Consider the following 24,690-nt stretch of genomic DNA (forward strand, 5'->3'; position numbering starts at 1 on the left):
ACTTTTAACTATGGCAGACATCTCAGCAAATTTCCTGGGTATCAAATCGCCTAATCCTTTCTGGCTGGCGAGTGCTCCCCCTACAGATAAAAAAGTGAACGTATTGCGTGCCTTCGAAGCAGGTTGGGGTGGCGTAGTCTGGAAGACTTTAGGAAGCCAGGTGAAGAATGTATCCTCCCGCTACTCTTCCGTTAATTATAATGGTAGCCGTGTAATGGGCTTCAATAATATTGAGTTGATCAGCGACCGCCCGCTTGACCTTAACCTGAAAGAGATCGCAGAATGCGTCCGGCTCTTTCCCGATCGCGCCATGGTAGTTTCTCTTATGGCGGATAACAACCGGGAAAGCTGGCATGAACTGATCAAAAAGGTGGAAGATACCGGTGCACATGGCCTCGAACTGAACTTCGGTTGCCCGCATGGTATGACAGAGCGAGGCATGGGGGCTGCCGTCGGACAAGACCCTGAAATTGCTGCCCGTGTTGTGGAGTGGGTGATGGAGGCTGCTACTACACCCGTTATCACCAAGCTGACACCCAACGTCCATTCAGTAGTGCCTACAGGCCGTGCAGCGGTAAATGCCGGTACACATGCCCTGTCCCTCATTAATACGATCCAGTCTGTAACCGGCGTAGACCTGGATACATTCGTTCCTAATCCCAATGTCGGCGGACAATCTACATTCGGCGGTTATTGTGGCCCCGCTGTAAAACCTATCGCCCTGAAGATGCTCACCACTATCAGTCAGGACCCTGTTACCGCTAAAGTGCCCATATCAGGTATTGGCGGCATCAGCACCTGGAAGGATGCGGCTGAGTTCATGCTACTGGGTGCCACAACCGTACAGGTTTGTACCGCTGCCATGCGTTATGGATTCCGCATTATCGATGATCTGTGCGATGGACTGAACAACTGGATGGATGAAAAGGGTTTTAAAACCATTGATGATTTTATTGGCCGCTCTGTGCCTACGTTGACAAATTGGGAAGAACTCGATATCAACTACCATATCATCGCAGAAATTAACCAGGAAAAATGCATTCACTGCGGCTTGTGTTATATCAGTTGTGAAGATGGATCTCATCAGGCTATCAACCTGTCATACGGAAAGCCATATAACACATACACCGTCAAGGATGAAGAGTGTGTAGGTTGCAACTTGTGTAAAATAGTCTGTCCTGTAGATAACTGCATCACAATGGTTGAACACCGCAAAGGCGACGAATACCTCAACTGGAAGGAATTCCAGCGCAGAGGGCTACCCTTAAATGACCATTGATATTAACCAAACAGGCAATTAACAAAACACAATAGGACTCCGTTAGGAGTCCCTTTTTTGTAGCCCGGGGTTGCAAACCCCGGGTTTCGTGTTAATCGTATTGCGATCGTTGTGTTATAATCATCACATCATAATCACCACATCATAATCGTCACATTATAATCATGAGATCAATCATCACCCCTCACACTACACCACCCATCAACGGGTCCGTCTGACTAACTTTCCCTGTCTCCACATGTCCCGCAAATCCTTCAAACATATCCGTTCCCTGAACGCTCACAGTATAATCATACCACTGATGACTTCTGCTTAAATTCAGCACAACCTTCACGGTCTCTTGAGCCGCCACTGTACGTTTAACAGCACCATTCTTATAACTGTTGTCCTTTATTTCGATCACATGTGCTTTGGTATCATGGTTCGTGATGCTCACAACAATATTACCCGTTAGTGCATTCTTTTTGCCCTTCTCGTAGCTGCTTTCTATCCTGATCTGAGGGTTATTCTTATTACCGGCAAATTCACGATAGAAACCATTTGGTGCATATACACGCAGATGATAATTGCTATTATCAAAAGCATTCAACGTCCATTCATCAGTCAGTGTATCTCCCGGAGCTGCGGCATATTGCCAGGTACGTAATGCTTCATGCTGGTAAGGTTGCATGGCATATACCATAAAAGGAGCGCCGGATGCACGTTCTCCAAAGGCAGTGTTGCCCGCATTAAAGCTGATGCTGAAACTGTTTTTCTCCTTGTTAAACTGTCCATTCACTAGTAGCTCATAAGGTACAGCGCAGGCCTGACGTGTCCCTTTCTCCTGTTTCGGGAAGTAAGGCGATTGTGAATGATCTTTATTGATCAGGTCAATTTCTGTATTTGTGAGGGCTTTGAAATTGTCAGGAGCCTGTTTGAACTTAGCACTGTAGATCTTCTCCATGAACGCCTGTTTCTGCAGGAACTCCGGACTGTCGATCTTCTCGCCGTTATATGGCCTGAACGCAGCAGTGAGATCACCACATATGGTTCTTCTCCACTGCGTGATATTCTCTTCCTTGATCTGTTTGTTAAACTTCTTTGCAAGGAAGTTTTCCAGGAATTGTAAAGAGGATGTATGATCAAACAACTCTGAGCACACGTAGCCGCCTCTTGTCCATGGAGAAGCGATGATCATAGGTACCCTGTAACCCAGTCCGATGGAGCTCTCTCTGATCCTGTTCGCCATGGCTGATGGGTTTGTCTGCTGGTCTTTTGTAGCGAAGTCCATCTTAGGATCGATACCGGCTGATACCTTACCTGTATTTTCCTTATAAGGATTTGGTACTGCATAAGGCGGCACGTGATCAAAGAAACCATCGTTCTCATCATAGGTAAGCACGAAGATCGTTTTCTTCCATACTTCCGGATTCTGTAGCAGGATCTCCATTACTTCATTTACATACCAGGGGCCGTACCAGGGCTCACCCGGATGGTCTGAAAAGTTGGCGGGCGACATGAGCCAGGAAACAGTAGGCAGCGTACCGTTCTTTACGTCTTCCCTGAACTGATGAAGAATGTCTCCTTTAGGAACATTCATTTCTCTTTCGGTACCATCATCCTCATACTTGATAGCGGTCAGCTCATGGTAGTGGGGATCATTACTGTTAACCGTAAATGCATTAGCATTAAGTTTCCTCTCTGCTTCAGGAAGGTTGTTATATGCCTCCTGGGTATATTGTAATTTATCTTTTTCTATGCTGACCAGCAGTTTCTTAGCTGCCGCTATTTTAAGGTTGATCGCATCTGACGCAGGCTCTTTTTCAAGGCGTTCTATCTCTTTGAGGATATTCGCTTTCTTAAGTTCGAGATTAGCAATACTGCCAGGATGCAGCCGTATATTGTAGGGCTTAAAATATTCCAGTACGTTGGTCCCGAAGTTACTGAGCCAGTCATTCTCCTCACCTTTGATGCCGAATCCCATGGTCACCTCATTCTGGTATACTTTCCATGATATACCGTTCTCTTCGAGACGTTCAGGATAAGTTTTCCAGTTCAGTTCAGGAGTAGCATAGTTGCTGATATTCCACAGGTGAGCAACACCGGCCGGCTCGTTCTTTTCACGTACAGTGCCGGTCATCCAGTAATAACGGTTAGGGTGCGTACCGGTGATGCTGGAACAGAAGTTCTGATCACATACGGTGAAGGCGTCTGCAAGTGAATAATAGAAAGGAAAGTCAGCACGGTCGCAATACCCTAATGTAAGTGGTATGTCTGCGTTCTCTCTTCTGGAAGCCCTTTTTACGTCAAGCCAACGGTCATATTTACCGTCATTGCGTGCATCTGTCTGATCTGTCCAGCCATGCGGCGTCGATCCCATCCAGGGCACTTTAGTGTTCAGGGTATTCAGACGGAAAGGAGCATAGGTCTGACCCTCCTTGTTAGATTGCAGCCATACTTTGTTCTTGTTGCTTAAGCGGATAGCCCGGGGATCATTGAAGCCCCGCACGCCTTGCAGGGAACCGAACAGGTGATCAAATGAGCGGTTTTCCTGCATAAGGAATACAATGTGTTCAGCATCATAGAATGTGCTGCCCAGCTCCGGGTTAATAGCCAGTGCACGCTGTATAGCCGGTGGCATCGCGTTGGCAAGGGCGGCACTGCCTGATAGCAGTGCTGCCTTTTTTAAGAAATCTCTGCGGGTATCCATATTATTTAATTGATATTACCTTTAGAATGAGTAGCGGGCTCCCAGTTGGACCTGATAAGGAGTACCGTTTTTAGTAGTAACTCCCACATTCTCATTAACACGATATTTATACTGTTGAGTAGCCTGATCGAATCCGTTCACGAAAAGCAGGCTCTGATCGCCTAAATTGTAGTTTACTCCCCAGTTCTTATTGAGGAGGTTTGCGAAGTTAAACACATCAACACTAAAGGTCAAGCCTTGTGTTTTAAATGTTTTAAAAGTTTTTTGTAATCTCACATCAAAGGTACCGGAGAAAGGATTAGATCCGCCATTACGGTCTGCTATCTTGCCCAGGCTCTGACGGATGTATTTCGCAGCACGGTTTTCAGGATTGGCCAGTACCTTTTCCATAGATGCTTTTACATCCGCGGCCGTGTTTGGATTTGAAGGATCGAATACAAACGCAAGGTCATTGTCATTGCCGGGACCTCCCACGAAGTCGCCGTTAATATCGGCATCCACTGTTAATGAATACCGGGTACCACCCAGTCCTCTGAACGTACCGGCGAAAGTGAACCCTTTCCAGCTGGGAGTTGCACCGTACAGGACAAGTTTATGCCTGAACTGGTTGTCAGAATAGTTCATTTCGCTCATATCGCGAGGGTCTGATTTCACTGGTCTGAAAGTAGAAGTATTGGCTACGTTACCGTTATAGGAAGAGTTATCTTTTGCGTCATTCCAGGTATAGCTGATATTAAAATAACCATCTTTGAAATATCTTAAACTCGCATCGACTATCACGGCTGCCTGTCTTAGTTTGGCGCCATTGGTCAGCATCAGGGTTCTGCCTACTTCCTGTGTCTTTCTGCCCAGTACGTTGTTTGTAATACCCGCTGCCGTGATTGAACTGGCTGGAACAAATACTGCACGGTTATCTTCATTCGTCAAACGGAAAGAAGGCTGGTCCACCAGGTTCTGATCAATATATACATAGTTGTTGCTGGTATATGAATAGAGGAAATTTACGCCTACACGCAGCCAGTCGCCGAATATCCTGTTATAGCTCAGATTACTTTTGAAGATGGAGGGCATCTTCAGGTTTGGATCATTCAGGTTGATAGTTGATACTGTCGGTACTCCCGGTATCAGCCCCGGAGCTGTAGAAGGATCGTTTCTGTAAGATGGAAAATCTGGTACCGGTACAAGGTTCGGACCAGTTGCCGGGCGGGATACATCAATTGATGCCACCATAGTACCACTGTTCTGTATGTTGTTCACCTGCGCATAGTTCACAGGATATGCAGAGAACATACCTGCGCCTAAACGTATGATATCCGTTTTATTTCCTTTAATATCCCAGGTTAACTGCAAACGCGGCTGGATCTTACCGGCGTCGGTTATTTTGCTATCAGTACGCAGGCCAAAAGACTTGTCTACGATCGGATTATAATCCGCCTGACTCAGGTAACCTGTGATGTCCCATCTCAAGCCTACCAACGCTTCCACATTCTTTAAGGGTTCAAACTGCATCTGTCCGAACAGGGATCCGTTCACTACCCATTGCTGTACGGAAGGAATACCCTTTAAAGGCACTTCCCTGGCATAACGGGAAGGGGTCAGGTTAGCAAAGTCTTCCAGACTGTTGAATATGAAACGGCCATTTTGCTCACTGGAAATGTAAGTATCCAGGTAAGTGAGTGTATTGTCAGTACCGAAAGTGAAACGGTATTTCCCTTTGGTGAGATAGGACGTGTTCACAAGCTGGATCTGGTTTTCCAGGTTGTTTTCCGGGAAGAAACGCTGTCCGCCTAACTGCACGGTTGTATTTCCCATAGTACCATTTGGCAGGAAGGAACGCACCGTAACAATAGCCCGGGGAATGTTTGCAGCCGGCAGTTCACTATTCGGTACGTAGTTACGGGTTGCACTCTGGTACTGTACCTTCAGCTCATTAAGGAAGTTAGGTGAGAACTGTGTACGCAGGGACGCCAGGGTGCTATTCTCCCTGGACTTGAAGTTTCCCCATACCTCAAACAGGTTAATGTTCGAGTTATCACTATTGCTGTTGGGGTTCTTCCAGTCGCTATAGTTATTACGGATAGTAAGACGGTTCTTACTGTTGATCTGCCAGTCAAGTCGTACGAAGAATGTATTGGCCAGTGTCTTACGCTGGAACTCACCGACCTGCGGATTATTGCTCAGTCCATATTTAGTCCTTGCAATATTCAGCAATGTGTCTAAAGCACCTCTGCTGATGCGGTTAGAAATTACATCGTTGTCATCTTTGAGATCGGCAATATAAAAGGGCTGCTTCTCATCTTGTCTGTCAAGGGCAGTAAAGAAATGCAGTTTATCTTTGATGATAGGCCCGCCTAAACTAAAGCCGTACTGGTTTGTGGTGAACTGCTGCTGGCGCTTATTTCCACGAATATCATAAGGACTGGCAAGGAAGTCGGAACGGTAGTAATCAAATACACTTCCTGTAAGTGTGTTGGTACCTGATTTAGTTACAACGCTCACAGCGCCGCCACCCTGACGGCCCTGTGTAACATCATATACGTTGGTGATCACCTCAAACTCACGAATAGCCTCTAGTGAAAGAGAGTAGGGGCCACTACCCAGCGCACCAGATGTCAGGTTGTTCCTCGCACTGGCGCCGTCAATAAGGAAGTTGGTGGAAGATGCCCGCTGTCCGCTGATGTTGGAACCATTTGTAGTAGGCGCCAATGCAGACAGATTGTTGAAATTCCTGTTCTGCGCCGGTAACTGCTGGATATTCTGTGCAGTTACTGCTGTACTGGAGCCTAAACGGTCTATACGTTTGTTTAATGTATTCGCATTGATGGTTATTTCTTTCAGATTACTTACAGATTCACTCATCACAAAATCGATCACCAGGTTGTCGCCCTGATTGACTGACAGCTGATTCTTTATCTGTGTAGCAAAGCCAACGAAGGCCGCTTTAACGGTATAAGGCTTACCCAGGGGCAACTGTATGAAAGAATATTTTCCTTCCTTGTTGCTGACAGTCACAGACTGAAACCCTGTTGATTCATTACGTACTGTGACTGATACGCCAGACAAGCCCTTACCGTCTTTGCTGGTGATCTTGCCGGATATGGAAGCGTCTGTCGACTGTGCGTAAGCGCTGTTACCAGTGAATAAAGTAATGAACAGGATAAATATGCAGGTAATACAGGTTGTGGGAATGATAAAATTCTTCATTGGTTTTACCATTCTTTGCAGAAAAAATTGCATCTTGTAGTGTTTTAATTAATTTTTTTAGTCAATCAGTTAATTAAAATATGGAGGTTGTTTCAGGACCTCTTGTCAAAAGCAAAAGTGTGTCACCACTTTTGCTTTTTTTTTTTTTTTAACAGCTCATTCCATGTGGTCTGATGTTTTAGGTTGAATAATCAGGTGTTGCTGGTTTACGATCGTGTAACTAAATCCTGTCTGTTCAGATAAGGTCTTTAATATAGCTTCAAGGGATCTGTTATTGAGATCGACTATATAAGTGGACGTGTCATTTTCCGGATTATTCAGCTGCACAAAGAGATTGAACCTGTCGCCCAGTTCCTGTCCGATCTGTTGCAACGTCAACTGTCTGACAACAGCTTTGGGCTTCACTACAGGCGAAACTGTTTTCTTTTCTATCTTATAATCTGTAGTAGCCAGATCAACTGTCAGGCATTGATCTTTTGTCATTTCTTCTGCTAATACTTTGATACCCGAGCCTCCGCTGTGTTCTATTCTGATCCTTCCGCTCACTACATCTACTTTAAAGTCTGGCTGGTCTTTGTAAGCAGAGATGTTAAATGAAGTGCCCAGTACCCTGATCAGAAATCCTTTCGAATGCACAGTAAATGGCCGGCTGGCGTCCTTTTTCACATCAAAGAATGCGGCGCCTTCTTCCAGTTGTACGCTACGCTCAGTACCGGTCCTGAACGCAGCAGTATAACAGATGCGGGAATTGCTTTTCAAGTGGATGATACTGCTGTCTGGCAGGGTTATCTTTTTAAGTTCATTAGCACCGGAAGTAACTGTCATCCACATCACAGGTCTTTCATGTGAAGCCGGACGATGGAAATACCTGTAGACTAAAGCACTGTTTATTAAAAGAACAAGTATGGCAGCAGCTATCTTTAAAGGAAGTAGGAAACGTTGCCGTTTCCGGGAAATATCCTGTTGTATGCGGTCATAGATCTCATTACCAATGCGCATCTTTTGAGCTTCACTGCTGAAAGCATCAAATGGTTGTGCATCATTTATTTGATCGTACCAGGCATTTGCCTGCTGGTCAGATTTTCTGTTACGCGAGGAGTTGTTATTGTCACCCATATAGTAACTTAACCACGCCAAAGTCGGAAAGTACTTTAACGGAATGTTATCTACAGGTTACCGATTTGTTAACAGGATCAGGACAACGCCTAAGAGATTGGCTGGTTCTGAATAAAAGAGTTGTGTTTTCTTTCTTAATCTGTCAAGTGCCTGGGAAATGTTGTTCTTAATGGTCTGTTCTGAAAGATGCAGTTCAGCAGCTATTTCCCTGATAGATTTATTTTCCTGGCGGCTCAATACAAATGCTTTACGCATGGTATCCGACATACTTGCTATTTCATTGTTGATCACCGCTTCCAGTTCCTTCGCTTCAAGTCCATATTCGGCGGAGTACTGTACCTGCTCATGCTGGAATTGTGTTTCCCGGTTTATAAGCGCAAGGTTCTTTTTGTAATAACTGATGGTCTTATTGCGTGCAGCACGGTTTAAATAGGGTGCCAGGGAGCTTTCAATAAATATCTCTTTGCGCGAGGTCCACAGATTGACAAATATATTCTGTACAATATCTTTTGCTGCTTCTTCATCGCCGATCCGGCGGTAGGTCATGGTATAGAGTGTTGCCCAATAGCGCTCGTACAATATTCTGAATGCCAGGTCATCTCCTTTTCGCAAAGCAGCCAGTAGTGAACTATCTGTATCTTGAACAACATGCATATGACGCTCAAATATATAGTTTGGAAAAAGTTTATTATATTAAATTAAGGTTAAGCACCTTACCGGAGATGATCTTCGCTATTTGTTAACGGGCAGGATATTTGCTGCCTTTTATTAAATCCCCATTTTATGAAAGCTTTCCACGTATTGTCAATCTCGATGTTGCTAATAGCTGCCAGTATTAATGTATCCTGTCAGAAAGATGGCGATAGGCCTGATGATAACTGGCCCGTGGATTCTATCCGCAGGGTAAAAGACGGACTAAACTTTCCCTGGGAAATTCTTTGGGGAAAAGACGATCATATCTGGATGACAGAACGGGGAGGGAAGATCAGTAAGATCGATCCAAAAACAGGTACTACAATTTTCTCCGCGCAATTACCGGATGTTGTTTCCCAGGGTGAAGGAGGTTTATTAGGAATGGTACATCATCCCGATTTCCTCAACAACGGACACCTGTATGTCGTATACAACTATAATAATGGAGGTGACTATAGAGAAAAGGTAGTAAGGCTAAGTTTTAGTAATAATGCGCTAGGAAGTCCATTAACAATCCTTGACAACATCGGTGCGTCATCTGTTCATAACGGTTCCCGCCTGCTCATAACGCCAGATAATAAATTGCTTATTACCACGGGAGATGCCAGTAACACCGGAAATTCGCAGAACATATCTTCTCTAAATGGAAAGATCCTTCGCGTTAATCTGGACGGAACTATTCCGGCGGATAATCCCGTGCCGGGTAATCCTTACTGGACATACGGGCATCGTAATCCGCAGGGAATGGTCTTTGTCAATGATATTCTTTATGCTTCGGAACATGGTCCTAATATACAGGATGAGATCAACATTATTGAAAAAGGACAGAACTATGGCTGGCCGAATGTAACCACCAACATTAAGATGCCGGTTTGGTCAAGTGGTAACAGGACTGTTGCCGTATGCGGTCTTGACTACTATAATCACGACCGTATCGGGCAATGGAAAAACTCATTGTTACTGTTAACACTGAAAGATGCCACATTGTACCAGTTCCCGTTAAATAATGCAGGTCAGGTAGCAAGCGTACCAAAGTTATACTTTGATGGGAAATGGGGCCGTTTAAGAGATCTCTGTATATCTCCCCAGGGACGTGTATACGTTTGCACGAGTAATGGCGGTAATGACGACCAATTGCTTGAAATTTCCGCGCCCGGTTCCTGAGATAGATTCCCTTTGAATTGTTTAATTTTGAGTCCGATTGATTAAATTGGATCAGATATGAAGGATATTATAAGTGTTACAGATCATGGCGCGGGGCCGTCACAGTTCAGAGTGGCCTCTATCGGCGAATACCTTTGCACATTAGCTTCCTATAACAGAAGGGATTTTTATAAGATCAGTCTGATTCTTACAGGCCGGGGTAAGCTGCTCTACGCCAACCGGGAGATCGAAGTGAAAGGCCCCATCCTTCTTTTCTCTAATCCGTTTGTTCCTTATTCATGGGAATCCGTTGAAGGAGCGGAACATGATGGTTATTTCTGCGTTTTTACAGATCAGTTCATCCAGGAGGGAGGAAGGCCGGATAGTTTGCAGCATTCCCCTTTATTCAAGCCGGGTGGAGAACCTGTTTATATTCTGGACGAATTCCAGGCCAGTTATATCCGGAGTATTTTCAGCCGCATGAGGCAGGAAGTAGATACTGAGTATCTATACAAATACGATGTAATCCGAAGCCAGGTGAACCTGATTATCCATGAGGCAATAAAAATGCAACCGGCAGTAGCTTATTTCACTCCTCATAATGCCGCTGCGCGTATCTCCAACCTCTTTTTAACATTGCTGGAGAAGCAATTCCCGGTAGATGTTCCCAGGTATCCTCTTGCTCTTAAGCGCGCGGGTGACTATGCTGACAAACTGAGCGTCCATGTAAACCATCTGAATGCAGCTGTACAGGAAGTAACAGGAAAGTCAACTACCGCACATATCAATGAAAAGATCGTATCGGAAGCAAGGTCCCTGCTGAAGCATACAGACTGGAGCGTAGCTGATATAGCCTATGGACTTGGATTTGAATATGCTTCCTATTTCAACAACTTCATTAAAAAACATACAGGGTTTACCCCTTTGCAGATCAGGAAAGAAAAATCATTGTTACCTGCCGGATGATCTATCCGTTGAATTACTTAATTAATACTTTGATTTGTTTAATCTGCTGGAGATAGTCCATCCTACCTTTGTGTCATCAGATACAGGGACGCGTCCTGACAAGAGAGACATCATCAATTGTAAACAGAAAAAAGTGATTCATGAGTACTATGAAAAGAATGAAGCTGGGTAGCCAGGGACTGGATGTGCCGGTAGAAGGTCTTGGCTGTATGGGGATGACAGCATTGGCAGGTAACAATATCTATGGTAAAGCAGATGAAAAAGAATCTATGGCCACCATTCACCGGGCACTTGAACTCGGTATTAATTTTCTCGATACGGCCGACCTGTATGGGCCATTATTGAATGAACGCCTCATCGCAAAAGCTATTAAAGGGAACAGGGATAAATACATAATAGCTACCAAATTCGGTTTTGAGATAGATGATAATGAACAGCTGACATGGGGTTTCAATGGGAAACCAGCGTATGTCCGTAAATCGGTAGACCGCTCACTGAAGAACCTGGGTACGGATTATATTGACCTGTACTATCTGCACCGGGCGGATCCTGACACGCCAATAGAAGAGACGGTAGGCGCTATGGGAGACCTTGTAAAGGCTGGCAAAGTGAAGTATATCGGTCTTTCCGAAGTGTCTGCACAAACTATCAGTAAAGCGCATCAGGTGCATCCCATTACGGCTGTACAAACAGAATATTCCCTGTTTGAACGCGAGCCTGAAGTGAACGGCATATTCGATGTGTTGAAAGGATCAGGTATTGGTTTCGTATCATACTCACCACTGGGCAGGGGCTTTATTACTGGCGACCTGAAAAGTCCCGATGATTTTGAAGAGAATGATTTCCGCAGAACGATACCCCGTTATCAGGGAGAGAACTTTTACAGAAACCTCGATCTGTTGAAAGAGATACAGGTCCTGGCAGCGAACAAAGGCGTTACTTCCTCACAGCTGGCATTAGCCTGGGTGCTTTCCAAAGGAGTGGCTGCTATTCCCGGAACAAAACGTATAAAGTACATAGAGGAAAATGCAGCAGCGGCTAATATTGTATTCACGCCGGAAGAGATGACACAGTTAGAATCCATCATACCGGTTGGTGCTACAGCAGGTACAAGATATAACGAACAACAAATGAAAGCAGTGAACCTGTAACAGCCAGTGATCATCTTGTTAAATGGCAAAATCCGCCCTTACAGGCGGACTTTGTCGTTTGTATGGAGAGTCATATTATATCCAGTAATGCCGGAAATATGCCTCTTTATTTATAACCCGTATGACAGTTTCTTCTATTATATTTTGTTCATTAAACGTTTTTACGATAAAAGAGATCAGCGGTTTGTCTGACAACCGGATCCGCTCTGCTATGATCGCTTCTATCGATTTACCTACCTGTTCAGGCGTAACCGTTACTATTTGCTGATCCTTACTGCCATCCGGAACGCCTTCTATGATCTTCATTTCAATGTCACAGCTCATTGTCGCTATAGGTTTTATTTATATAAAAGATAAGGTGTATTCACTACTTTTGCATTGTCATCAGTAGTTTGTTTGACACTACAAAGGAAACACAAAATCCGGCGTGCTAATATCCCCAAAAATGAGGATGCCCGATCAGGTACGTCCCCATCTTTGGGGATTTGTATATCATATTAGTTGACAGACATTTGCATACAGATAGTAATGTTAAAAGTCTACGTTTAAGTAGAAGATCTGATGGGGGATCTTTCCGCTTAATAGTCGTCCCGGTTCATGCGGGACGACTTTTTATTGAATTACCATTATCCAATCATAAAGACATGAAACGATTATTCTATTACAACAGAACAGGAACATTACTGGCATTCGTACTGTGCGGGTTATTCTCTCCTTCCCTGCAGGCACAGAAGGCGACGAATAGCGTAAACAGGAACGCTTTTGCAGCAGACAGGCTTCATAAGGACGGCAAAGAAAAAAAGGCAGGAAAGAAAAGGAGTGATGTGAAATATAATACACTTTTTCAATACGGTATAGCCGATGCATTTGTAGGTGGGGTATTTGAAGCAACCTATCCCTGGACGCAGCTTAAAGAGCAGGGTGATTTCGGACTGGGTGCTCCGGGAGAGCTGGATGGGGAACTGACTATCTGTGATGGTAAAGCTTATCAGACGCAGTCCAGCGGTCAGACTTTTGAGGTGCCAGATAGTTTTAAGACAGCTCTGGCATTTGTTACTTTCTTTAAGGCAGATACCGTTTTCTCTGTTAATGGTACTGCTGATCAGGCAGGAGTTTTCAAAGCAATTGACAGCTATTTGAAGAAAAAGAATGGTATGTATGCTATCAGGATCTCAGGTAGTTTCAACCAGGTAAAGGCAAGGGCTTTTCCTGCCCATCCTGAACGTCCTTATCCACCACTGGCAACTTTGTTGAACACGCAGCAATTCTTCGATATAAAAAATACTAAAGGAGTATTGGTAGGATATAAGTTGCCGACCTATATAAACGGTGTCAGCATAGAAGGGTATCACTTCCATTTTCTCTCCGACAGCCGCAGGCAAGGCGGGCATATGCTTGGTTTCTCGGGAGATGATCTGATGATCGAGGTAGCGGAACTGAAGGACTTCCATCTGAGTGTGCCGGACGATAATTCCTTTATGAACTTTGAGTTTAAGAAAAAGCAAAATATTGATCTTGAAAAAGTTGAAAAGGGGCATTAAGCCCCTTTTTTTTATTGCCTGGAGGATATTTATCGAAATATTTAGTTTGGTCAATAAATCATATATATATTTGCAGAGGAAATTACATTATAAGGCGGTGGGCAGAGACGTCCGCTGTCAGGCCACCCTTTTTCTTATTCGATACAACTCAAAACAACACACCATGAGCGCCCAACTTAATAACACTGCAGTAGCACCTGCTGAACAGATCATTTCACAGATCCTGACTGCATGGAACACAAATAACAGCCGTATGCAGGCCTTCTTCAATAAATATGAAGATGCTGCTTATCAGGCGGAAGTTGCACCCGGACGTAGCCGCGCCATTTATTTATTTGGTCACCTGATCGCTTCGGCTGATGGTCTGTTGCCATTACTGGGTCTGGGTAATAGCTTATATCCTCAACTGGAAAAGCTCTTCCTTACAAACCCTGACAGGACTTTTGATGATATTCCATCTCTTGTAGAACTGAAGGGGTACTGGGATAACGTGAACAGTGCACTGACAGCCAACTTCAACAAAATGCAGGTGCAGGATTGGTTGTCCAGGCACACAAAGGTATCAGAAGAGGATTTTGCTAAAGAGCCTCATCGTAATAAGTTAAACGTATTATTGAGCCGTACATCACACATTAGCTATCATATGGGGCAATTGGTATTTCTGAATAAGAAAGAACCTGCTTTGTAAGGTCTTATTTACAGTGCATTCCCATATCGGCTGATATGGGAATGCATCTTATTTCTTTACCATCCACATTGGCTTCGCCTGTTGTACTTTTTTATATACTGAACAATTGGCGGTATGAGCGCCAGGAAGGTAGCCGGTACTCATCAGAAATTCATTGACGATCTCTCCTCCGGTGAACCTGAATGTCTTCTTAAATAGTTTCACCCATTCTTCTATTGTTTTAGGGTGATGGAACTCCAGCCATTTCTCAAAAGAACCATACTCCTTTTGTAGTTGAAGGATAGTTTTGGCATTTTCTATGGCCGCATTGATCTTCAGCCTGTTCCTGATGATACCCGGATCTGCCATCAATCTTTCTCTATCTTCTTCTGTGTAAGCTGCCACTTTCTTAATATTGAAATTGCTGTAAGCTTTTCTGAAACCGGCTTCTTTTTTCAGAATGGTTTCCCAGCTAAGTCCTGCCTGGTTTATTTCCAGGATCAGGCGACAGAACAATTCATTATCGTCATGTATAGGAAAGCCGTAGTACTGATCATGGTAGGTCTTGTGTATCGCTTTTTTTTCTTCCGACATGTACCCGATTGCGCTGCAATATGACATATGTGATCCTTCTAAAGTTATATGATTAATTAAATGATTCTCTGAATTCAACGGGAGACATCTTCGTCTTGCGTTTAAAGATCTTATTAAAAGACTGAGGGTGCTCGAATCCCAGCTGATAAGCTATTTCAGCTACAGTGAGATTAGTGGTGCTAAGTATTTCTTTCGCCTTTTCAATAAGCTTGTTGTGTATATGTTGTTGTGTGTTTTGTCCGGTAAGTGAGCGAAGCATATCACTAAGATAATGCGGTGTGACGTTCAGTTGTGCTGATAGTTCCTGAACGGTAGGCAGTCCTTTCGTCAGTGCTTTGTCTGAATCGAAGTGTTCCGACAGCAGGGATTCCAGATTTGTCAGCAGATCATTATTGGCAACTTTCCTGGTGATAAATTGTCTGCTGTAAAAACGTTTGCTGTAGTTCAGCAAGAGTTCGATATGAGAGATCATCACTTCCTGGCTGAAATGATCTATGGCAGATTCCAGTTCGTGCTGAATATTTCTGAAGATGCCAACAATGATCTCTTTTTCCTTTTCTGAAAGATAGAGAGCTTCTGCTACGGAATAGGAGAAGAAACCATAATTTTTGATATTCTTTCCCAGTGGGAAGTTGCGGATGAAATCCGGATGGAACAACAGCGTATATCCGCCATAATCTGCTTCTTTTTCATTAGCTGAAATTAGCTGATTGGGAGAAACGAAAGACAATCCTCCTTCATCGAAATCATAATAGTTCTGTCCGTATTTTACTTTCCCTGTAAAGTTCTTTTTGAAGGATACTTTATAGAAATTCAGTACCATTCCTTTTGACAATGCTGTAGTATCTGTTTTGATGTTGGCATAATCGACCAGGCTAACCAACGGATGCAATGGTTTAGGCAGGCCAAGCGCCCGATGCAGCTCTGATATTGAATTAAAGATATACGGTTGTTTGCTCGCTGATTCCATACTTTATGTATTCAGGCATGAAATTCTTCGTACAAGAATTTCATGCCAAGTTAGTTAAATTACGCCTTACTAAACGGACTTTTGAGGCCCAGATAAGCAGAGAGCTCTTTTCTGTAAGCTTCCGCTCCCTGTTGTTCTCTTTTGTTATAGGTCCTTACTGCATCCGCGCCTGCCAGATAACGGGCTTGGTCTTTTCCATCGGTAGCAGCTTCGTAGACCACTGCAGCAATGATTTCAGGGTCGGAAAATTCCATTAGTGTGCCATCTGTGAATCCTTGCGCCATTTTGCTGTTTAGCGAGTCGTACGCGTTGTCAGCAACTACAGTCATCACGTTCATATAATTGCTTTTAATGCCGCCGGGAGCTACCGTTTTAATACCGATATTAAACTGTGCGAGATCGTAGGACATGCTTTCGCTCCAACCTTCCAGTGCCCATTTGGATGCATTGTAGACAGAGCAGAGTGGGTAAGTAGCCAGGCCGCAAATGGATGTAGTGGTGATAAAGAGCCCGTTTTGTTTTTGTTTGAAGTAGGGGATGAAAGCTTTGGTAACTCTAAGTACGCCAAAGAAGTTGGTATCGAACTGGTGGATCATCTGTTCTTCTGTATACAATTCCAGCGGCCCTACCAGACCATAACCAGCATTGTTGAAGACTACGTCAATATCAGCCAGTTTCAGGGCTTCCTGTACGGTAATATTTACCTGTTCTGCATTAGTTACGTCCAGGGGTAGTAGAATAACATTTTCCATCCCGGATAGTTCTGTTTCTTTTTCAGGAGATCTCATTGTGGCTATTACTCTCCAGCCTTTGGAGTGGAATAGTTTAGCGGTTGTTTTACCCAGTCCTGCCGATGCGCCGGTAATAAAGATCGTTTTCATTGCTATAAGTGGTTTGATTACAGTGCAAAGGTGGCTGATAGGAGCGGGGAGCATGTTGCCAAAGAGGAGGTTATTGTAGCCAAAATGAATTCATCTCCGGATTTCTGCAATTAATTACAGGAATGTATCTTTACATCACTATAGACGAACTATTTATTTAATTCCCTTTACCAATGAAAAAAATCTTTTTGTTAGCCGCCGTATGCCTGGCAGGCGTAAAAGTGTCACAAGCGCAACATTTCTCTCACGGTCTCGGTGTAGGCATTTTCGTAGAGGATGCTGAAAGAGCAGAGCCGAAAGGCAGTTATACATTGTCGTATTCTCCACGCTTCAGTTTTGCCGAGACAGACAAGACTTCATTGTCGGTTGGTGTCCCCCTTAACGTCGGATTTTCTGTAACTTACTATGACGGATATTCATACGCGTATTCAATTTATGACGATAGCGACTTTGGATATACGATCAATATTCCCGTTATGCTCAACTTTAATATCGGCGCCGGTTCTTCCAGTACCTGCCGTGACAAAATGGGCTATTTTATTGGAGCTGGTTATGCTTATCATGTCGGTTCGGTATACGTACCTTTTTTGAATGAATACGGGTATGAGTATAATATATCTGAAACAAGGAGTTCCACCGGTCTGGCCGCGAACATAGGTATCCGTATAGGTCTCGGCGCAAAGAAAAAGCATAACATTGAGATCCGGGCATCTTACATGAAGGGAATTACTTCATATAAGCCTGATGTTTTCGGTGCTAATTGTCTGTTTAATTTCTAATGCGAATGGAGCATCCCGGACCAGGTTTTGAATAGTTTTTTGGAAGCATAAAAAAAATGTTTGGGATTTTAAATAAAATATATACATTTGCAACCCGCAACTGAAGGACAGTTGCCTTGCCCAGATGGCGGAATTGGTAGACGCGCTAGACTCAAAATCTTGTTTCGGCAACGGAGTGCAGGTTCGATTCCTGTTCTGGGCACTTCAAAAAGCTTGGTAATCACTTGATTATCAAGCTTTTTTGTTTTTGCCTGTGTCATTTTTGTACGCTTTTTCCCGCTTCTTTTCGCCCCTTTTGACGCACTAATGACACATGCACATGACACAGATTGTAACCTGCACTTATTTCAGCACCCAACCTGCACTGTTAGCTGCACAATTACCTGCACACAATTTTGATGTACAATGTCCCCCTTGAACAGTCGCGCAACTGACAACCAACATGCATTTTGGCACCCAACTTTGGTGTAGTCCATTTCAGTGTACACCATCCTGTTAGTTTGTCAGTTGTCTGCCCAAAAAAATGTTTTTCTCAGATTTCAACGCTTCTATTCTTTTTCATCACAAACGCACTTGTTGCAAGGGCTGACGACCTGCCAATGACCCGGATCGGCACACAGGTTGCGCGCACCTACAAGTGAATTTGAAAATATTGTGCGTATGAATTATCAAGAGCGAGTGAACGAGCGGGGAGATAAGATCTACCTCTATTACGACAATGGCCGGGAAGCCGGTCAGCGAAAATCCACCGGCTATTTTTTATATACCAATCCACGTACGGACCTGGAAAAGAACCACAACGTGGAAATGCAGCGGATCATTGATGTGCAAAAGGCCCAGGTGATCCTTGACCAGCAGGCTATCGGTACCGGATATATTCCCAATCACCGGGTCAAACGCAATTTTTTAGAATACTATGAGCAGTTTGTCAGTGAAAACAAACGTGTGGCCCGGCGCCACCTGGAATGCTGTTTCTCGAGATTCAAAAAGTTCATCAAACGCGACGTGATATCTCCCCTGGATATTACCCATGCACTATGCCAGCGTTTTCGCCAACACCTGCTGGATACTCTCACCGGCGAAACGCCCCAGAACTATTTTGCCACCTTCAAAAGGATGATGGAAAATGCCACACAGGAAGGCTATTTTAAAGTTTGTCCAACAGATAAGCTACCGGCCATCAGAAATCCCAGTGTTAAACTAAAATCTATTCTGGAGGTAGAAGACTATCTGGCATTACTGAAAGTGCCACCGCCTGCTCACCTTACCGAAACTATTGAAGCCTTTATCTTTTGCCTGTATACAGGACTGCGTTATTGTGATATTGCCCCGCTTCGATTTTCAGATTTTAACGGTACCCATCTTACGACCAGACTACTGCAGGCAAAGACCAAACAACCCGTTATCCTGCACCTGCATCCGATCGCAGCAGCTATCTTACGTAAACGCAGACGGTTCTTAGGGATTACGCCGACACCAGGCAAACTGCTATTCCAGCTATCCTGCCTGGAGGCCTGTAATAAGGTGATCAAAGCATGGTGCCGTCAGGCACTGGGAAGTGATAAGGAAGTCACCTGGTCCTGTTGTCGTTTATCCTACTCGGTGCTGCTCAAGGACGCCCAGGCCGATGACGCTACGATTGCCTATTTGCTTGGACATACCACCACCAACCAGGTACAAAGGACCTATAAAAGACACCGTCCTAAAGATGCCATGGGCCAGGTGATCAAGCTGCCTGCCCCCAAACAGCTGCCACATCACCTGTCCGATCCGGACGAACTTGCGTTCGAAGAATGTGATCCGGCAGCCAGTGGCCAGGCGGTGCCGCCCGGGCCTGCCGATGAGGCGGCCGGACCTGAGATTGCTTCACCAGAAATTGACGATGATGGATGGATCGAGCTCTAAGGGTGGCCATGCAGATAAGGGGCTGACCAAAAAGGTCGGCCCTTTTCTTTGCAGAAAGAGGGCCGATTAGTATTTTTAAATACCACTCCAAAAATACTATGAGCAAAGCTAAGACTAAACAGGTATTCAAACAATACTCTCCCGGCCAGAACTTATTATTACCTCCTAACCTGGGTGAACTAATTGATTCCCATCATCTTGTGCGCATTGTAAGTGAGGTGGTGGACAATATGGACCTTACGGTCATACTTGATAGCTATGTAGGCGGCGGTACAAGTGCTTATCATCCACGGATGATGATTAAGATATTGCTATATGCTTATGCGGTTAAAATCTACACTGGCCGTCGTATAGCAAAGGCGTTACGGCAGGATGTTACATTTATGTGGCTGGCCGCCTATAATCGCCCGGATTTTCGCACAATTAATAACTTTCGTAGTGGATTGCTCAAAACAACTATCGAGGAGTTGTTTAAGCAGATGCTGGATTTCTTGCTCGCTCATAGCTATATCAAGTTTGAAAACTATTTCTGTGACGGCTCGACATTTGAGGCCGATGCCAATAGGCATAAGATGGTTTGGAAAAAGAATGCAAAACGTTATCAGGCAGCCACAGAGCAAAAGTGTAGAGAGTTATTCAAACAGATTGATCAGCTCAATGAAGCAGAGCAAATTCAATACGGCAACAAAGACCTGGAAGAAGTCGGGACAACTGGTCAAGCAGTTACTAAAGAACAAATCGCGGCGCAAAGCAATAAGCTTGATAAAGTTATTGCCGTAACAACATCCAAACGATTAAAACGTAAAGCAGCATCTCTAAAGAAAAAATTGTCTACCCATCAAGCCAGTATAGATAAATACGAACGGCAGCAGCTCATTAGTGAGAACCGCAGTGGCTATAGTGCAACAGATGAAGATGCTACTGCAATGAAGATGAAAAACGGAGAGGTTCTACCAGGGTATAATGTGCTTATTGGAAGTGAAGATCAGTTTATCACTGGCTATAGCGTGCATCAAAAGAATAACGATGGTGCGTGTTTTAAAGACCATGTTAAGCAATTTGAACAGCATGGAGAATATGAGCCTGCTGCTATTATAGCAGATAGCATATTTGGCACGCAGGAGAATTATGAACTAATGGATGATAAGGAGATTGCGGCCTATGTAAAATTCCCACTGTATCATAGAGAACGAAGTCGTAAATATGTTGAAAATCCTTTCCGTAAAGAAAACTTCATCCATGACCAGAATAAGGATAGTTATATCTGTCCTAACAACAGAATCCTTCGCTTCCGCTATGTCAAAACAGATCGTAGTAAAAACGGGTATATCAGCTTTAGTCGGTTATATGAGTGTGAAAATTGTCAGGGTTGCCCTTTTGCAAAAGACTGTAAGGGTACATCAGCATCCAATCGCACAATAAAAGTCAACCAGTCTCTTGAGCACTATAAACAACAAGCTCGCAATAATCTTAAAAGTGAAGAATGTGATATATTGAAGCGAAAACGCAGCATCGAGGTAGAGAGTTGTTTTGGAGATATAAAAAAGAATCAAGGGTTCAGGCGATTCCATTTACGAGGCAAACAAAAGGTAAAAACCGAATTTGGCCTAATAGCTCTTGCCCATAACTTGCGAAAGATCCATCTGAAAAGCACCAAACAGGCCGTCTAAAAAGATAAAATTGGCATGAATAACACCGTGTTTTTTTCATCTCGAACCCCTTTACGTTTGTTTACACCAAAAATCAACTATAAAATACGTCCAAAAGATAAGGGCCGACCTAAAAGCCTTTTTTGACTTTTTGGTCAGCCCCCAGATACCTTACAGGCCATTCAGTTTCGTTACCATAGGAACCGGCTCTCCGCTCATCAGCCGGTTAAGGTCCTCTCTGGCAAAATACCCTGCTCCGTTTTTATATATCCGGAATTCTTCACATCGTTTCGCAAACTGTGTTCTACCCAGGTTGCAATAAATAAGAGCCTCTTCGGGCTTTAAATAAGGCTTGTGGCATATGGCAACTGCCCTCATCACCAACACTTCCTCTTTTCTCATCATAACACATGATTTGGGTTTGAAAATTGTTAGCCAAGTACACGTTAATACCTCGGTTGATTATATCCGGAATTACCACTATAATTTCAGTATTGAAATAGTAAAGAAATGGGAGTTACTCGGGTCTGGGTGAGTAAGTGATCAAAAGCGGTAACTGTTTGGATGATCTTGATATAGGATCTATAGTATACAGTAATTGCTTTCAAATAACTATTATGGTCAACAACCAGCTTTTCTGCTGATGTATTCTACTGCAGGTGAACGGTTGCGAGGACGGGTTGAAGAATAGCCAATTTTTCCTGCACACTGAGCTTAGTAGGCATCGTAACCAACGGGAAATACCTGCAGCCGTCTTACCAGCGGTCTGTAGCTTATCTTGCGTCATTTTAGTTTCCGTCCCTTTGTCTTGTTGGGTGGGATCACTCTCATTTTTTCCGGGGGTAACCCACATTGTTGCCGGTTTTTGAGAATGGTTTTGGCGATAAAGGTTTGGGAGATATGTGTCGCTTTGGCAACCGGGTTTACTTCCATCATCACTTCGTTTAAATAGGCCGCATCACCTCCTTTTACCCGACCTCCAAAGGAGTTGTCGATCCGGGCGTATGATACAGGGTCCAGCCGAAACCAGGTGGGAAGTTCAATCAGGTACACATTTTTGGGTGTCCGGGTTAAATAGTCAGGCTCAATGTCAGCTATCTGCTTTTTAACTGCATCGTACCAGGCGGTGACTTTGTCGCTGGTTTGATAAAAATCTTTAAAAGAAAGACTACGTGTGAAATCGTGAATATTTCGCAATTCTTCCAGGCGTATATCCAGGAAATATTTGGTGTTCATGATATCCACTTGTCTTAAGTGCCCCGATAAACGATTTATAATGGTTTGATTGGCGATGACAAAACCGGCATTATCCTTAAAACACTGCCTGTTGATTTTGTTCAGGGTCTCATCGTCTTTAATGGGATCTTTGAATAGTATTTCCGGTAACATGATATTTGTTTCATGAACCTGGTCTGCTACTACCTTTCTTTCAATCGAGTCGGTCTTACTATTGAATACGGCATGAACATAGCCGCTTTTAGCGGTGGCGCCCTCAAAGGAGGTGGCTAGCCGGGGATTTTTTTGCGGATATACCGTGCAAGTTTTGTAGTCAATGTTAAATACGATTCCCTTAACAAAGAATTGAGCCGCGTTAGGATCGCCTATTTCATTCATCTCTATTTTCATAACGCTCATTCATTAAGTTGAGTACCGATAGGGATATTTACACAATCCCAATTTCATTGTATTGGCTGAACTAATTTGGAAGTTTTAGGAAGATGGGAATTATAATTTGACTTTGCCAAAGTTGGTTCCAATACCTACTTTGATTGTTAGCGTCGTTTTGTTGACGGTATATTGTCTGGAAAAATATGGAGTTCTATATTAAAGTGAGTAGGCACGCATCCTCTCAACGTCGCTGTCGTTTTTTTACGGCTGCTGCTTTTGTTTAGATTGTCCTTCATTGCCAGCAGTCAGGGTGGTTTTTCGTTCTCCTATATTGGACATGGTGTCGGTTGGGCTGGATTCAAAAAGCTTTCGCAAATATCTTATTATCAATTACAAATAAATATCTTCCGGTTGCCTACTCACGTATTTACTCACCGCTGCACGGTAAGAGAATAATAAAGAGCTAAACGGTTGTTTGTTTAATATTGGTCGACGTTATATCTTATAGATCCAGTAGTTTTACTGAAGCATCGATTAAAGATTCCCACCTTTTCCCAATAGGGTAAAGGTAGGATTCATTTAAGTAGTTTTTCTATATATGGAATGGTAAGTCAAAACGATTCTTTGGCTGACACAGCACCGCACTCATGTTCCTACGTAAACAGTATGTCTCTAACCAAAACAAGGATCATAAAGGTGATAATGAGTTGATGCCGACACCTAGCTACCACCCAAACGACCCGGTCATCCGCGAGCAGCGCTTAAAAATGCGCCGGGTCCCGATGATGGCTAAGGCCTGGCATACTGCGTGCCAAATCTATTATCTGATTACCGTAGGCTTGAATATCGGCTTCATTGGCGGCGAATATAGTAGCAAGGTTTTTCACTGGGTCTCCGTATGTGGGCAGTAAGAGTCTTTCAGCGAGTCTAAAAGCCTTCGTAAGCGCAGCCCGGTCGTCCAGAACAATGCCATCCGGCACATTGGCGCGTATAATTTTAGGCAGGTATCGGGCTATAAAAGCAATCCGTACCAAGGGATGAGGGTGATCTAATTCACCATAATATATTACAGGAAACTTTTTCGCAAAATGCACCATTAAACAGAATATACCTGCCTGAGCGGCGGCGGTGAGGTCTGTAACCTGTTCGCTGGTGCCGTTTTGCCAGTTATCGTGCTCATCTTTGAAATGCCCGGTGAGCAGCCAACCTACCCTGTGCGCTGCCACATGGTCTGCGTCCATTTCCAAAGCGTGTCTTACCGGAACACTGGCTGGAGGGGTTGGCAAACCTTGCCTTTCTTCGACGGTGAAAGGTACTGCCGGACTTAGCTGTAACAAATGCGCATATTCGTGCTGGTAACAGAACGATAAAACAAATTGTAAAATTGATATCGATGGTTCATTGCCTGTACTGGCCAACACCTGGCCAATTTCTGCAAATTCCGGCAGATCAAACACCTGCTGCTGGCCATCAAACAATGTGAACATGGTTTCAACTAATCCGCAATTGATGCCGATCATCTTAGGATTTCTGCCGGGGCTGGCAAATGCGTTTACTGTTGGTCGTTCCACGAATAGTAATACGGGTGGCGGCCAGCCTAACATTTGTGCCCTGTCCTGCAGGTGCCCATCCATGGCAATATAAAAAGTGTCATATAATTCATGAAGTTGCCTGTTAGCACTATAGTCATAAATCGGTTTATCGAGCGTAAGTTCCCCATTGGCAAATCTATCCAGTACATTGCGGTATGCTGCTGTCATAGTTTATATTTTTCGTTTTAAGTGCTTGCCGAATTTTTTTCAATCTCATATCTTAACCGGCCGGCGGCGGCCAATTGTCTGTCGGTTAGGCGCCT

20 protein-coding genes and 1 tRNA gene are annotated in these 24,690 nt (G+C 44.0%); 10 read left to right on the forward strand and 11 right to left on the reverse strand.

Annotated elements, in window-relative coordinates; genetic code table 11:
• Positions 1-10 precede the first annotated feature (10 nt).
• Positions 11-1,279, forward strand: a complete 1,269-nt coding sequence (gene preA / locus C7475_RS27155; protein ID WP_110056571.1) for an NAD-dependent dihydropyrimidine dehydrogenase subunit PreA — start codon at positions 11-13, stop codon at positions 1,277-1,279.
• Between the two features lie 184 nt (positions 1,280-1,463).
• On the opposite strand, the gene C7475_RS27160 is transcribed toward preA, so the two are convergent.
• The 4 genes from C7475_RS27160 to C7475_RS27175 form a co-directional block, all read right to left on the reverse strand.
• Entirely contained in the window at positions 1,464-3,968 is a 2,505-nt protein-coding gene (locus C7475_RS27160; protein ID WP_110056572.1) for a phosphocholine-specific phospholipase C, read from the reverse strand.
• Positions 3,969-3,989: 21 nt separating this feature from the next.
• Entirely contained in the window at positions 3,990-7,205 is a 3,216-nt protein-coding gene (locus tag C7475_RS27165; RefSeq protein ID WP_110056573.1) for a TonB-dependent receptor, read from the reverse strand.
• 123 nt (positions 7,206-7,328) lie between these two features.
• Complete coding sequence (locus C7475_RS27170; protein ID WP_110056574.1) at positions 7,329-8,288, reverse strand: FecR family protein; 960 nt, start codon at positions 8,286-8,288, stop codon at positions 7,329-7,331.
• Between the two features lie 57 nt (positions 8,289-8,345).
• The gene (locus C7475_RS27175) at positions 8,346-8,942 is read right to left on the reverse strand and encodes an RNA polymerase sigma factor (protein ID WP_110056575.1); all 597 of its coding nucleotides are present in this window, start codon (positions 8,940-8,942) and stop codon (positions 8,346-8,348) included.
• 129 nt (positions 8,943-9,071) lie between these two features.
• Between C7475_RS27175 and C7475_RS27180 the strand changes: the two genes are divergently transcribed.
• From C7475_RS27180 to C7475_RS27190, 3 genes are all read left to right on the forward strand, one after another.
• Positions 9,072-10,145, forward strand: a complete 1,074-nt coding sequence (locus C7475_RS27180) for a sorbosone dehydrogenase family protein (RefSeq protein ID WP_110056576.1) — start codon at positions 9,072-9,074, stop codon at positions 10,143-10,145.
• Positions 10,146-10,202: 57 nt separating this feature from the next.
• Positions 10,203-11,090 carry an AraC family transcriptional regulator gene (locus C7475_RS27185; protein ID WP_110056577.1) on the forward strand — a complete coding sequence of 296 codons (888 nt, stop codon included), beginning with the start codon at positions 10,203-10,205 and terminating at the stop codon, positions 11,088-11,090.
• A gap of 140 nt (positions 11,091-11,230) precedes the next feature.
• Positions 11,231-12,241: an aldo/keto reductase gene (locus C7475_RS27190; protein ID WP_110056578.1), complete on the forward strand. Its 1,011-nt coding sequence runs from the start codon at positions 11,231-11,233 to the stop codon at positions 12,239-12,241.
• Between the two features lie 75 nt (positions 12,242-12,316).
• Here the strand turns inward: C7475_RS27190 and C7475_RS27195 are convergent, their stop codons facing one another.
• Positions 12,317-12,565: a hypothetical protein gene (locus C7475_RS27195; protein ID WP_110056579.1), complete on the reverse strand. Its 249-nt coding sequence runs from the start codon at positions 12,563-12,565 to the stop codon at positions 12,317-12,319.
• Between the two features lie 320 nt (positions 12,566-12,885).
• On the opposite strand from C7475_RS27195, the gene budA reads away from it, so the two are divergent.
• Complete coding sequence (budA, locus tag C7475_RS27200) at positions 12,886-13,782, forward strand: acetolactate decarboxylase (RefSeq protein ID WP_110056580.1); 897 nt, start codon at positions 12,886-12,888, stop codon at positions 13,780-13,782.
• 163 nt (positions 13,783-13,945) lie between these two features.
• Positions 13,946-14,470 (forward strand): DinB family protein, encoded by a 525-nt coding sequence (locus tag C7475_RS27205; RefSeq protein WP_110056581.1) that lies wholly within the window; start codon positions 13,946-13,948, stop codon positions 14,468-14,470.
• A 48-nt stretch (positions 14,471-14,518) separates the two neighbouring features.
• On the opposite strand, the gene C7475_RS27210 is transcribed toward C7475_RS27205, so the two are convergent.
• Genes C7475_RS27210 through C7475_RS27220 form a run of 3 tightly spaced genes read right to left on the reverse strand, consistent with a single transcriptional unit; the run spans position 14,519 to position 16,894 of the window.
• Positions 14,519-15,043 (reverse strand): DNA-3-methyladenine glycosylase I, encoded by a 525-nt coding sequence (locus C7475_RS27210; protein WP_233259978.1) that lies wholly within the window; start codon positions 15,041-15,043, stop codon positions 14,519-14,521.
• 52 nt (positions 15,044-15,095) lie between these two features.
• The gene (locus tag C7475_RS27215) at positions 15,096-16,013 is read right to left on the reverse strand and encodes an AraC family transcriptional regulator (protein WP_110056583.1); all 918 of its coding nucleotides are present in this window, start codon (positions 16,011-16,013) and stop codon (positions 15,096-15,098) included.
• Positions 16,014-16,072: 59 nt separating this feature from the next.
• A complete protein-coding gene (locus C7475_RS27220) occupies positions 16,073-16,894 on the reverse strand; it encodes an SDR family oxidoreductase (RefSeq protein WP_110056584.1) in 822 nt (273 codons plus the stop codon).
• Positions 16,895-17,067: 173 nt separating this feature from the next.
• On the opposite strand from C7475_RS27220, the gene C7475_RS27225 reads away from it, so the two are divergent.
• From C7475_RS27225 to C7475_RS27240, 4 genes are all read left to right on the forward strand, one after another.
• Positions 17,068-17,673, forward strand: a complete 606-nt coding sequence (locus C7475_RS27225; protein ID WP_110056585.1) for a hypothetical protein — start codon at positions 17,068-17,070, stop codon at positions 17,671-17,673.
• A 118-nt stretch (positions 17,674-17,791) separates the two neighbouring features.
• A tRNA-Leu gene (locus C7475_RS27230) sits at positions 17,792-17,875 on the forward strand.
• A 458-nt stretch (positions 17,876-18,333) separates the two neighbouring features.
• Positions 18,334-19,578: a site-specific integrase gene (locus C7475_RS27235; protein WP_110056586.1), complete on the forward strand. Its 1,245-nt coding sequence runs from the start codon at positions 18,334-18,336 to the stop codon at positions 19,576-19,578.
• Between the two features lie 98 nt (positions 19,579-19,676).
• Positions 19,677-21,248 (forward strand): IS1182 family transposase, encoded by a 1,572-nt coding sequence (locus C7475_RS27240; protein WP_110056587.1) that lies wholly within the window; start codon positions 19,677-19,679, stop codon positions 21,246-21,248.
• A gap of 150 nt (positions 21,249-21,398) precedes the next feature.
• Here the strand turns inward: C7475_RS27240 and C7475_RS27245 are convergent, their stop codons facing one another.
• The 3 genes from C7475_RS27245 to C7475_RS27255 all read right to left on the reverse strand — a co-directional run bounded on the left by C7475_RS27245 (position 21,399) and on the right by C7475_RS27255 (position 24,595).
• Entirely contained in the window at positions 21,399-21,632 is a 234-nt protein-coding gene (locus C7475_RS27245) for a hypothetical protein (RefSeq protein ID WP_110056588.1), read from the reverse strand.
• A 378-nt stretch (positions 21,633-22,010) separates the two neighbouring features.
• Positions 22,011-22,853 carry a hypothetical protein gene (locus C7475_RS27250; RefSeq protein WP_146217666.1) on the reverse strand — a complete coding sequence of 281 codons (843 nt, stop codon included), beginning with the start codon at positions 22,851-22,853 and terminating at the stop codon, positions 22,011-22,013.
• Between the two features lie 743 nt (positions 22,854-23,596).
• The gene (locus C7475_RS27255) at positions 23,597-24,595 is read right to left on the reverse strand and encodes a hypothetical protein (protein ID WP_110056590.1); all 999 of its coding nucleotides are present in this window, start codon (positions 24,593-24,595) and stop codon (positions 23,597-23,599) included.
• Between the last annotated feature and the right edge of the window lie 95 nt (positions 24,596-24,690).

It is taken from the genome of Chitinophaga sp. S165 (genome assembly GCF_003182155.1).
Lineage (GTDB): Bacteria > Bacteroidota > Bacteroidia > Chitinophagales > Chitinophagaceae > Chitinophaga.